Consider the following 12,172-nt stretch of genomic DNA (forward strand, 5'->3'; position numbering starts at 1 on the left):
ATGTTAGTTGATTGAAACAACCAACTAACATAAAGGGGTAGGTAGAATGATAACAGATTCTTTGAAAAAAATAATAAGCTATAGCTGGAAAAATAAAGTTGTTACTGCAAAGAGTATTTCTCTGGATTTAGGTTTAGAAAAATCTACTGTGTCGAGAAATATTTCAAAGCTTAGAGAAAAAAATATTTTGATTAAAACAGATGAGTTATCTCCTTCAAATTTGGGAGGAAGAAAAACAATTGTTTATTCATTTAACGAAAAATTAGGACACATATTGGGAATTTCTGTAGAGCAAGATGGTATTGAATGTGTAAAAACTGATTTGTTTTCTAATGTTTTAGATAAAAAAAAGATTGTGCAAAAGATTAATGAAAAAAATATAGCTTTCATTTTAAGAGAAATTGTTAAAGAAAACGAAGATATTCTTGGTGTTGGAATTTCTATTCCAGGTATCATTGAAAATAATACGGTAGTTTTTTCTGAAGCCCTTTCTTTAAAAAATTTTAATCTTGAAAATACTCTTTTATTGGACATACCAATTTTTGTAGAGAAAGATTCTATTTGTGGTGCAACAAGATATAGTCTTGAAAGTAAAAATATAGTTTATTTCCAATTGTCTGTTCCATATTATGTAAATGAACCAGTTGGTTTTGGCGTTGGAATTGTTATTGATGGAAAACCATATTATGGTCACAGCAATTTTTCTGGTGAATACAAGCTTAATAAAAGTATTTATAATAAAAAGATTTCATATGAAGAATTTTTGAAAAAATCGGTTTCTTTAGATGAATTTTTTGTGGATATTTCAAAAAAGATAGGACAAATTTCTAGTATTTTAGATCCAGAAATTGTGGTTATAGGTGGTAATATTACTTTAATTTCAGGTATTGAAAATTTAAGAGATTTTATAGTAGAGCAAGTATATATGTATGAACATAGAAAGATGGAAATAGTTATTGAAGATGCTAGGGAATTTGTGAATGCAGAGGGTGCGGCAATAAATGTGTTAAAAAATATGTTTTTAAAAGAAGAAGGAATTGAGTATTTCTGTAAGAAGGTGATTTTAAATGAATGATTTTGGTAATTTATTCTTTATAGGTTTTCAAAATCAGTTTGATAAAGATTTGCTTGAAAGAATTAATCCATGTGGAATAATTTTGTATCCTGAGAATATGAATGATGTGTTTAAATTACAGATTAACATGGAAAGAATATATTCACTGTTTGATAAAGGATATCACTTTTTTATATCAAGTGACCATGAAGGAGGGCAACTTGAGACTGTTCCAAATATATTTCCATCACCTGGAAATATGGCAATTGGAAAGGTGGGGGGAGCATCCGAATTTGGAAGCTACCTTGCTCATATGTTGAAGCTACATGGGTTTAATATGGTCTTTGCACCTGTTGTTGATGTAAAACATGAAAATTCGAGCCATGTTACAGGGTTTAGAGCATATTCCGATGATCATGAGATTGTAATGGCGCGTGCGCTGGAGTTTATTAGATCGCTTTTAGATGAAAATATTGCCCCTACTTTAAAACATTTTCCAGGACATGGAAAAGCAAAAGAGGATTCCCACTTCACTCTTCCAGTAGTTTTTGATTTTGATGAAAATGATGAAGATATGATGATATTTAAAGAACTATCAAAGCATGTTGATTTTATAATGACTGCACATGTTATGTACCCAAAATTAGATGAAGTAGTTGCCACTCTTTCAAAGAAGATTTTAAAGGGTATATTAAGGGAAAAATTTGGATATAAAGGTTTAATAATTTCTGATGCGTTTGAAATGAAAGCTCTCTACAAAAATTATTCACCAAAAGAAGTTATAAAAAGATTCTTTGAAGCAGATGGAGACATAATCCTTATTGGAGATGTTGAAAATCATTATTATCTGATAGAAACCTTTAATTCCATGGTTAAAAGTGGAGAATTGGATATTGAACTTTTAAAAGAAAAGGTTGAAAAAATAAAGAAGATAAAAGAAAAATATGTATCAGACACTTATCCTACAAGGTTTTTATCTAAAATTGCAAAGCAAGCAATTGATTTTAAATTAGATTCTCCTGTTGAAAATCCATCGTTTTTAATCCCCCAAGCAAAAAATCTCAGCCTTGCAGATACTTCCCAGAAGGATCTTAAATACCTAAGAAATTTAATAAAAGAAGAGTTTAAAGACGCAAAAATTTATACAAGTAGCTCAGAAATTAGTAATGAGGATACAGTTATATATTTTGTTTTAGACAAAGTTGAAAATGTTAATGCAAAGCGTGTTATTTATATTTTTTTAAGAGATGTATTGAAAAAAGATGTTGAATATGTAAATCCGTATTCTTCAAAGCTTATTTCAATATATCATGTTTTACAACTTTTTAAAGGGGAGGGGTTACTATGAAGCGTATTTTGGTAGTTTTATTGGTTGTAGTTGCACTACTTAGTTTTTCAAAGACGAAGTTAACATTCTGGGGATTTATGATGAACGATGAACATGCAAAAAAGGTTCTTGAAAAATTCATGGCAGAAAATCCAGATATTGAAGTAGAATACGTACAACTTTCATGGGCTAATGGCTTTGACAAGATAGTGACTGCAATTGCTGGAGGAGAAGATCTAGATGTTGTAGAGTTAGGAAACACATGGGTTGCAAATTTTGCAGAAAGAAACGCACTTGAGAGTATGGATATCTTTTACAAAAATTATGGTAAAGACTATGTTGGATGGAACACGGTATACTATCAAGGAAGCTATTGGGCAGTTCCATGGCTTCTTGGAACAAGGGCTCTCTTTTACAATTTAGAACTTTTTGAAAAAGCTGGTCTTGATCCTGACAATCCTCCAAAGACTTGGGAAGAACTTTATGTAGCAGCAAAAAAGATAAATGAATTATCAGACGATATCTACGGTTTTGGAATGCCAGCTGGAGAAAATTATAGCCCATGGCAACAATGGTTCTTACCGGCAGTTTGGGGAACAGGTGGAGATATTATTACGGAAGATGGAAAGAGAGCACTTCTTACTTCTTGTAAGGTAAAAGAAACAGCAGAATTTTATAAGGCGTTATCTAAGGTTTCATTGAAGACAAAACAAGCAGACCTTGCAAAGGCATTTGGCGAAGGAAAGATAGGGCTATATGTCAGTGGTGCATGGGATATTGACTACCTTGAAACAAATTATCCAGAAACACCATTTAACGTTGTATTTATACCAAAGCCAGCAGCATGGTATGGTACACATGCATCATTTGCAGGAGCAGAAGTTCTTGCAATAATGAAGCATTCTAAGCATAAAAAAGAAGCACAAAAACTTGTAGAATTTCTTATAAGACCAGATATTGCAATGGAAGTTGCAATGATTTGGCCTGCAATATTCCCATCACATGTAGATGCAGGAAACGACCCATGGTTTGAAGACCATCCATTGCACAAGGTATTCTATGAACAAAATAAATATGCAAAACCTGTTCCATCTATTCCTGCATGGCCAAAAGTTCAGGCAGTATTAACCGAAGCAATTGAAAAAATAATACTCCAAGATGCAGATATTGATACCACACTCTTTGAGTACAACATGAAAATTCAAAAGATTTTAGACGGAGAAGAATAAAAATTTCCCCTGCCCAAAAGGCAGGGGATTTTGGGGTGGTTATTTTGAAGAGAAAAACACGATACAATGTTGAAACGTTTTTGCTTCTGCTACCTTTTTTGATACTATTTGCAGCTTTTGGAGTTTTTCCTATTGCCTACTCGTTTTTCATGAGTTTTACTGACTACTCAGCTTTAAGTCCAGATTTTAATTTTGTAGGCTTAAAAAATTATATACGCATGTTTCATGATGAAGTATTTTTAACAGCGCTTAAGAATACGGTTATATTTGTTGTTGGAACTATTCCCTTTACAACGGTGATTTCTTTATTACTTGCCGTTTTAATAAACAGTAAGTTTCTACCATTAAAGGATTTATTTAAAGCTGGCTTTTTTCTTCCAACAGTTGTTTCTATGGTGGTTATTTCAACCACATGGATGTATCTTTACAGCGCAGATGGATTTTTTAATAAAATGTTGGAGTTTTTTGGAATGAATCCCATTCCTACAAGCTGGCTTGCTCATACAAAAACTGCACTTTTGTCCATAATGATAATGGACGTATGGGCAGCTATTGGTTATTATACCATACTTTTTCTTGCAGGTCTTCAGAGTATACCGCAGCAATTATATGAAGCTGCAGCAATAGATGGTGCAAGTAAATCAAAGATCTTTTTTAAAATAACACTACCACTTTTAAAGCCAACTTTGTATTTTGTTATTGCGTTAAATACGATCAGATCATTTCAAATCTTTTCTGAGATCTTTACCATGACAGGTGGAGGACCTATGAATTCAACTCAAACTATTGTACATTACTTGTACATTGTTGGGTTTAGAAACTTTGAAATGGGGTATGCTTCTGCAATTGCATACGTTCTAGTGTTAATTATTTTCCTTGTAACACTGGTACAGGGAAAATTACTTAGGAGTGAAAGTATATGAAGAAGGCGATTTTGCTAACAATAATGTTTATTTTGCTTATAATCTCTCTTTTTCCAATGTTCTCCATGTTTTATACGGCAGTTATTCCAAGTGGTAATCTTACAAAAGTTATAAAAGAAAGGTATATAAATGACTTTGAAATTAAATATATGAGTTATTTGAGGCGTAAAGTAAAATCAAAAGGAAAAATTTCAATTGTAAATGAATCGCCACAAAGTACTAGATCAATTTTGGCAAGTGGTCCAGTAGAGCTTCTTGTTGATAAATTGGATTTACGTGTTGCAAAGTATATAGAATTCTGGGTAAAAGGTGAAGGAGATTTTTCAGTCGAAATAAGGGATGCTTTTTCAAAGAGCGTTTCAAAAAACTTTAAGGCAACTGGTGAGTGGAAAAAATATATTATTGATTATAAAGACCTGAAGGAGATAAATTTAAAATATGTATCAAAATTGGTCTTTAATTTTGATGGTCAGTATTACCTTGATGATGTAAAGGTAAAATACAAATTTCCAACATTGCTTAATTTTATCAATGTGTTAAAAGAAGATATGTTTTCAAGGTATATCCTTAACAGTTTGATAGTTTCTACGATAGTAGTTATCGGAAATATCATATTTTCTACTATGGTTGCATATGCGTTTGCAAGAAGAAAGTTCTTTGGAAAAAATGTGCTTTTTTCAATAGTTCTTGCAACGATGATGATACCGCCTCAAGTTACGATTATACCAATATTTATCATAATGAAAAATATAGGTTGGATAGATACATATTTTGCCTTAACGGTTCCTATGCTTGTGACACCGTTTAGTATATTTTTATTAAAGCAGTATATAGAGCAACTTCCTATAGAATTGGAGCAGGCAGCTTATGTGGATGGTGCAAATACATTCCAAATTCTTTTTAAAATAATTTTCCCGCTTTCAAAACCGGCAATAGCGGTGATGGCTATAAATACATTTATTGCCACGTGGAATGATCTTTTCTATCCACTTGTTATGACAAATTCAAGAGAAATGAGGACGGTACAGGTTGGACTTGCCCTGTATCAGAAGCTAAATCAGATAGATTGGCCAAGACTTATGGCGGCATCGTCTATAATAGGGTTGCCGGTTATAATAATCTTTCTTGCATTCCAAAAACATATAATTTCAGGAATTACAAAGGGGGCTTTAAAAGGATGAACTATACATATTCTGAAATAAAACGAATTCCAGAACTTTTGAAAAGAATTGAAAATTACTCTTTTGAGTTTAACAAAGAAAAAAGATATATTTTTGTTGGTTGTGGTTCATCATTTAACCTTTCTTTGACTGCTTCATACATCCTTGAAAAATTTGGGATCAAATCCAAAGTTTTAACTGGTGGAAAGGTTATAACTTTTAACTATGTTCCAGATGCCGATGTAGGTATATTTATTTCGCGCACTGGAGAATCAACTGAAACTGTAAAAGCAGCAGAGATTTTTAAAGAAAAGGGAGTACATACAATTGGTATTACATGCGAAAAAGGAACAACTCTTGAAAAGATTTGTGATGAAACGTTTGTGTTTGACTTTTTACACGAAGAAAGCATAGTTATGACTGGTTCCTTTGTTTCTATTTTGCATTTTCTAGTGAAAAGGTATAGTATTGTTGAAAAGGCAAGTAAAGTACTGGAGGAATCTGAGAAATTTATAGAAAATCTTGATTTAAAAAAATATAATCACTTTATCTTTTTGGGGTTTGATGAGGAATATGGTATTTCAAAAGAAGGAGCATTAAAGATGCAAGAGATGGCAAAGCAATTTGTAGAATATCATGAACCTCTTGAGTATAGACATGGACCTGTTTCAAGAATTTCTGAACATTCCCTTGTTGTTATAAACTCAAAAGATACGGAAAATGAGTATAATCTAAAGAAAGATCTCGAAAAATATACTAAAGTAATACTTCTAGGTAGAAATGGTGATATTGATATAGAATACGATAATGGACTTGAGACACCTTTAAAAATGATATTTTCTCAAGTTCTGTCATTTAAAAAGGCCGTAGTTGAAGGTTTAAACCCAGACAAACCAGAAAAACTTTCAAAAAGTGTGATAATCTGAAGGTGAAAATATGTTAATTGAAAATGTCCTTATTGTGGATCCTATTGATGGAGAATTTACAGGAAGCATTGAGTTTGAAGATAAAATATTGAGTATAAGAAAATATGATTGTACTCCCAAATACGTTTTAATGCCAGGGTTTGCTGATACACATACACACGGATTCATGGGAATAGATTGTATGCAGAGTACAAAAGAAGAATTTAAACAATGGGCAGATCTTGTTGAAAAAGAAGGCGTTACTTATCTTTTTCCAACAACAGTTTCTGCGGATTTTAAAATGTTAGAAAAGGTTATTAAAAAATTTTCTTCAGCAAAGCATTCTTCACTATTTTATTTACATCTTGAAGGGCCCTTTATAAACAAAGAAAGGGCTGGAGCTCAAAACAAGAAGTATATAACTGATTTTGATGGAAAAATTATAGACCTTGAAAGAATAAAAATTATGACAATTGCACCAGAAATTAAAGGTTTTTTTGAACTTTTGAAAATACTAAAAGAAAATAAAGTAGCAGCATCTATAGGGCATTCAAATGCTACATTTGATATTTTCAAAAAAGCATATGAGGCTGGAGTAAATAGGATAACGCATTTTCCAAATGCTCTACCACAACTTCACCACAGAGAAATAGGGATTGTTGGTGGCGTATTTCTTTATAAACCATTTGTTGAGATTATTCCAGATTTAATACATCTTTCGCAAGATTTTTTAAGACTTGTATATAAATTACTTGGACCTGATAGGATAATTCTTGTAACAGATAGTATTTCTGCAGCAGGTTTAAAGGATGGGATATATGACCTTGGAGGGTTACTGGTTAAAGTCAAAGATGGTATAGCAAGGCTAGAAAATGGTGCGCTTGCTGGGAGTACTCTGAAATTTAGTGATGGACTGAGAAACTTTAAAAAGGTTACTAATTGCTCATTAAAGGATTTATCAAAGGTATCTTCTTATAACGCTCTAAAGAGCGTAGGTATAGATGGGGGAAGAATAAAGGAAGGATATCCTGCAAAATTTGTGCTTTTAAATCAAGATTTGCAAATAATCAAAGTTTATAACTAAAAGTCTAAGTTGATAAAGGTAAAAATTGGTGGTATAATGCATACAGAAAATTGAATATAATGTTAACACCTTGGGTACCAAAGCGGTTTAAAAGGGAACGCCGGTGAAAGGCCGGGGCTGCCCAGCAACCGTAACCGGGGACGAAATCCACAGAATGCCACTGGGAGTATTTCCTGGGAAGGCGTGGAGAGTAGGTTGATCCGGGAGCCGGGAGACCTGCCTAAGGTGTAGCAATTCCACAAAAGCTAGGGGCTTTTTGTGGAAATTTTTGTTTAGATATATTCAAAGGGGGGATTTTGTGGATTTAAAACAAAAGGTTATTGATAGGCTAAATAACTTAACAAAACCGGTTAGAAGTCTTGGATATCTAGAAGACATCGCACTAAAGATGGCACTTATTCAAAACAAAGAAATTCCAGAATTGTTTAACGACAAGAGAGTATACGTCTTTGCATCAGATCATGGTGTTGTAGAAAATGGAGTTTCTGCATATCCTAAGGATGTTACTTATCAAATGGTTTTTAACTTTTTAAATGGTGGTGCTGCAATAAATGTCTTTTCAAGACATGTTGGTGCAAAGGTTTATGTGGTTGATGCAGGCGTTGATTATGATTTTCAAGATAATCATTCATTGATAAAAATGAAGGTCGGTTATGGTACAAAAGATTTTACAAAAGGTCCTGCAATGAGTAGAGAGGAAGCAGAAAAGTGCATTGAGCTTGGTAAAAAAATAGCAAGAGAGGCAATAGAGGAAGGAGCAGATCTTCTTGCTGTGGGGGATATGGGGATAGGGAACACCACAACCGCTTCTGCGATTGCTGTTGCATTTGGATACAACATTGATGATATTATCGACATTGGAACACCGCTTGATAGCGAAGGAATTAAAAGGAAAAGAGAGGCAATATTAAGAGCAATTGAAGTTAACAGGCCTGATCCAAATGACCCAATAGATGTTCTTTCAAAGGTTGGAGGATACTGCATAGGTGAAATGGCAGGATTTATACTTGAAGCTGCACACTCTAAAGTTCCTGTCGTAATTGATGGTTTTCCCACCACTTCGGCATTTTTAATTTCCTACTATTTAGACAAAGATGTTATAAATTACGTATTTAGTGGACACAAATCTTACGTAAAAGGTCACAAAGTTATATTGGATTCTTTAAATTTGCGTCCTATTCTCGATCTTGATATGAGACTTGGTGAGGGAACAGGAGCAGTTCTTTCTATGCCACTTATAGAAGCAGCTATAAAGATGATAAGGGAGATGGCTACCTTTGACTCAGCCAATGTTTCAAAGGGAATTGACCAGAATTTGGAGGATGTAAAATGAAGGGTATATTATTGGTTGCTCATGGTAGTAGAGTTCAAGAAACAAAAGAGATTGTATACAGATATTTTGAAGACTTACAAAGAAAATACAAAAATTGCAAATTGGGCTTTATGGAATTTAACGAGCCAAGTATTGAAGATGCTGTAAAGGAATTTTTGAAAGAAAAGGTCGAGGAAATAGTTGTTCTTCCACTTTTCTTATTTGAAGGAATGCATATAAAAAAAGATATTCCAGAAATTTTAGAAAAATATCCAATAAAGTTCAAGATATTAAAACCTATTTTGTACGACAAAAAGGTTTCAGATATTCTTTTTGAAAGGATTGAAAAAAGTGAAGTATACTGATCCTTTTGAAATAGAGAAAAAGAGTTTTTTAATTATAAGAAAAAATTTGAAAAAAGAACACAAACCAGGTTACTTGGATATTGTAACAAGGGTAATCCATGCAACTGCCGATTTTGAATTTGAAGAACTCTTAAGATTTAAAAATGATCCTATATCAGTTTTTAAAGAAACTGTGAAAAACGGTGCCAATATTGTAGTTGATACAAAGATGATTAAGGCTGGAATAAGTAAAAAATTCTTGGAAAAGTATAACGTGAAAGTAAAATGCTACATAGATGATGAGGATGTAATAAATCAAGCAAGGATCTCCAATTGTACACGTTCAATTCTTGCTATGAAAAAAGCAGTTGAGGAAAAAAATAACGATATTTTTGTTATTGGAAATGCACCAACTGCATTATTTACTCTTTGCTCATATATTGAAAATTCATCATTTTTACCAAAACTAGTTATAGGTGTTCCTGTAGGTTTTGTTGGAGCACAAGAGTCGAAAGAAGTTTTAAATTTGCTTGATGTACCTTCTATTATTACAAAAGGTAGAAAAGGTGGAAGTACAGTAGCAGTTGCAATTGTTAATGCGCTTTTTAGACTGTTGGAGGAGTAGCATGAAAAAGGAATTAAGGTATGGATACACAACTGGTTCTTGCGCAACTGCAGCAGCTAAAGCAGCAACTTACATGCTCTTTAACGATGAAATTTTAAAGAGTGTAAAAATAGATCTTCCAATTGGAAAAGAGATAGAGATTGATATTTTTTACATCGAAAGAAAAGAAGGAGAAGTTATTTGTGGGGTAAGAAAAGATGCAGGTGATGATCCAGACGTTACCCACAACATGATAATATATGCTAAAGCAGAAAAATCGAAAGAGTTTTTAATAACCGGTGGAGAGGGGATAGGGGTAGTTACAAAAAAAGGTCTTCCACTGCAAGTAGGAGATTATGCAATAAACCCTGTTCCAAGAAAAATGATAGAAAGTGAAGTAAAGAAGGTTTTACCAGAAGGAGAAAATGTAAAAATTACAATTTTTGCACCGGAAGGAAAATACATTGCTAAAAGAACGCTTAATCCCAAACTTGGAATAATCGGAGGTATTTCAATACTTGGTACTACAGGCATAGTAGAGCCTTTGTCAGATGAGGCGTATAAAAAAACAATAGATCTTGAAATTTCAATGGCAAGCAGCGAAAGTAATGAAATTTGTCTTGTATTTGGAAATTATGGAAAAAATTTTACAACTCTTTCTTCTAAGATGCCGCTTGTTACTATGGGAAATTACGTTGGTTTTGCTCTTGAATCTTCTTGCAAGCATAGAATAAAAAAAGTATATCTTGTGGGTCAAATTGGAAAAATGATAAAAGTAGCGGGTGGAATTTTCAATACCTACAGTTACATTGCAGATGCAAGAAATGAGATTTTTACTGCTTACCTTTCATTGTATGGACTTGATAGAGGTATTCTAGAAAAAGTTATGAATGCAAACACAACTGAAGAAATACTCGATTTAATAGAAGGAAAAGTTGGAAAAGATTTTTTTGAAAATCTTGCACTAAGGATCAAAGAAAAATGCACTCAATACGTAAAGGGGTGTCTTGAGGTAGAAGTTGAGATATTTTCACTAAAAAAAGGGCATCTTGCAAAGACCTGGAGTGATTTTAAATGATAACGGTGGTTGGAGTTGGACCTGGCAATCCAAAACTTTTAACTTCTTATGCTCTTAAAAAAATTAAAGAAGCTAAAGTGCTGGTAGGAGGCCAAAGATTACTTGAACAATTTGATACAAGGGCCAAAAAAATACCGTATGATAGGAATTTTGATCTGAAAAGCATTGATAAATTAGGAGATGGTGTAGTAATTCTTGCCTCTGGTGATCCATTGTTATATGGAATAGCCAACACGTTACTTAAAAACTTTGGAAAAGAAAAAATTGAAATTATCCCTGGAATAAGTTGTGTTCAATACATGGCATCTAAATTAAAAGTCTCTCTTAATGATGCAAAGATTGTGAGCTTTCATGGAAGAAAAGGAAAGTTAGAAGAAATATTAAACTACAAAAAGATATTCATTTTTACTGATAAGGTAAATACGCCGCAAAAGATAGCAAAAGATTTGAGGAAAGCAAGTTGTACTGATTACGTGATCTTTGTAGGAGAAAATCTTTCGTATGAGAATGAAAAGATTTGTAGATTTACTTTGAAAGAACTTGCAGAGTATGAATATGAATTTGGAATAAATCTTGTTCTTCTTCTCGGGGAGTAGATCTTATGTATTTTGATGATGAATTTTTTTTGCATGAAAATACACCTATTACTAAATCTGAAATAAGGGCAATTGTGTATTCAAAGCTTAATTTGAATAAAAAGGATGTATTTTGGGACATAGGTGCAGGAAGTGGAGCAGTTTCAATAGAAGCCTCCTTTTTGTGCAAGAAGGTTTTTGCTGTTGAAAAAAAGTTGGAGAGGGTAAAGACAATAAACGAAAATATAAGGCGGGCAAAAGCAAAAAATATTGATGTGATATTGGGAGAAGCTCCACAGGCTCTTGAAGCTCTTCCTTCTCCGACAAAGGTATTTATAGGGGGAAGTGAGGATAAGACTCTTGAATTATTAACGACTGTAGAAAGAAAAATTTTAAATGGTGGAATAATTGTAGCAACATCTATAACGCTTGAAACATTGTATATGATTGATAATTTTTACAAAGAGCAGAAGAAAGAAATAATACAGGTTGGAGTAACAAAATTAAGTTCACATAAAAAAAGAATGTTTATAGCAAGAAACCCTATATTTATAATTACCGTTTGGAGGTGAATCCT

General features: G+C 32.9%; 13 protein-coding genes and 1 riboswitch. All 13 genes read left to right on the forward strand.

Annotated features, from left to right (window positions below; genetic code table 11):
• Window positions 1-46 precede the first annotated feature (46 nt).
• The 13 genes from OB7_RS08385 to cbiT all read left to right on the forward strand — a co-directional run bounded on the left by OB7_RS08385 (window position 47) and on the right by cbiT (window position 12,167).
• A complete protein-coding gene (locus tag OB7_RS08385) occupies window positions 47-1,075 on the forward strand; it encodes an ROK family transcriptional regulator (protein ID WP_114703040.1) in 1,029 nt (342 codons plus the stop codon).
• Complete coding sequence (locus OB7_RS08390; RefSeq protein ID WP_114703041.1) at window positions 1,068-2,402, forward strand: glycoside hydrolase family 3 N-terminal domain-containing protein; 1,335 nt, start codon at window positions 1,068-1,070, stop codon at window positions 2,400-2,402. The genes OB7_RS08385 and OB7_RS08390 overlap by 8 nt, the downstream gene beginning before the upstream one ends.
• Window positions 2,399-3,610: an extracellular solute-binding protein gene (locus OB7_RS08395; protein WP_114703042.1), complete on the forward strand. Its 1,212-nt coding sequence runs from the start codon at window positions 2,399-2,401 to the stop codon at window positions 3,608-3,610. Before OB7_RS08390 ends, OB7_RS08395 begins: the two co-directional genes overlap by 4 nt.
• 35 nt (window positions 3,611-3,645) lie before the next feature.
• On the forward strand, window positions 3,646-4,533 hold the full coding sequence (locus OB7_RS08400; protein ID WP_114703043.1) for a carbohydrate ABC transporter permease: 888 nt from the start codon (window positions 3,646-3,648) through the stop codon (window positions 4,531-4,533).
• Window positions 4,530-5,714: a carbohydrate ABC transporter permease gene (locus OB7_RS08405; RefSeq protein ID WP_114703044.1), complete on the forward strand. Its 1,185-nt coding sequence runs from the start codon at window positions 4,530-4,532 to the stop codon at window positions 5,712-5,714. The genes OB7_RS08400 and OB7_RS08405 overlap by 4 nt, the downstream gene beginning before the upstream one ends.
• Window positions 5,711-6,619, forward strand: a complete 909-nt coding sequence (locus tag OB7_RS08410; RefSeq protein ID WP_114703045.1) for an SIS domain-containing protein — start codon at window positions 5,711-5,713, stop codon at window positions 6,617-6,619. Before OB7_RS08405 ends, OB7_RS08410 begins: the two co-directional genes overlap by 4 nt.
• Before the next feature lie 10 nt (window positions 6,620-6,629).
• On the forward strand, window positions 6,630-7,682 hold the full coding sequence (gene nagA / locus OB7_RS08415) for an N-acetylglucosamine-6-phosphate deacetylase (protein ID WP_114703046.1): 1,053 nt from the start codon (window positions 6,630-6,632) through the stop codon (window positions 7,680-7,682).
• A 55-nt stretch (window positions 7,683-7,737) separates the two neighbouring features.
• Window positions 7,738-7,920: riboswitch (cobalamin riboswitch) on the forward strand.
• A 60-nt stretch (window positions 7,921-7,980) separates the two neighbouring features.
• Complete coding sequence (gene cobT / locus OB7_RS08420; protein WP_114703047.1) at window positions 7,981-9,015, forward strand: nicotinate-nucleotide--dimethylbenzimidazole phosphoribosyltransferase; 1,035 nt, start codon at window positions 7,981-7,983, stop codon at window positions 9,013-9,015.
• Complete coding sequence (locus OB7_RS08425; RefSeq protein ID WP_114703048.1) at window positions 9,012-9,359, forward strand: sirohydrochlorin chelatase; 348 nt, start codon at window positions 9,012-9,014, stop codon at window positions 9,357-9,359. Before cobT ends, OB7_RS08425 begins: the two co-directional genes overlap by 4 nt.
• Window positions 9,346-9,963: a precorrin-8X methylmutase gene (locus tag OB7_RS08430; protein ID WP_038042290.1), complete on the forward strand. Its 618-nt coding sequence runs from the start codon at window positions 9,346-9,348 to the stop codon at window positions 9,961-9,963. Before OB7_RS08425 ends, OB7_RS08430 begins: the two co-directional genes overlap by 14 nt.
• Before the next feature lies 1 nt (window position 9,964).
• The gene (gene cbiD / locus OB7_RS08435) at window positions 9,965-11,020 is read left to right on the forward strand and encodes a cobalt-precorrin-5B (C(1))-methyltransferase CbiD (protein ID WP_114703049.1); all 1,056 of its coding nucleotides are present in this window, start codon (window positions 9,965-9,967) and stop codon (window positions 11,018-11,020) included.
• The gene (gene cbiE / locus OB7_RS08440) at window positions 11,017-11,616 is read left to right on the forward strand and encodes a precorrin-6y C5,15-methyltransferase (decarboxylating) subunit CbiE (protein WP_004101140.1); all 600 of its coding nucleotides are present in this window, start codon (window positions 11,017-11,019) and stop codon (window positions 11,614-11,616) included. Before cbiD ends, cbiE begins: the two co-directional genes overlap by 4 nt.
• Before the next feature lie 5 nt (window positions 11,617-11,621).
• Window positions 11,622-12,167, forward strand: coding sequence for a precorrin-6Y C5,15-methyltransferase (decarboxylating) subunit CbiT (gene cbiT, locus OB7_RS08445; protein WP_114703050.1), 546 nt, complete (start codon window positions 11,622-11,624; stop codon window positions 12,165-12,167).
• Window positions 12,168-12,172: the final 5 nt, after the last annotated feature.

The sequence above is a fragment of the Thermosipho africanus Ob7 genome, assembly GCF_003351105.1.
GTDB lineage: Bacteria > Thermotogota > Thermotogae > Thermotogales > Fervidobacteriaceae > Thermosipho > Thermosipho africanus.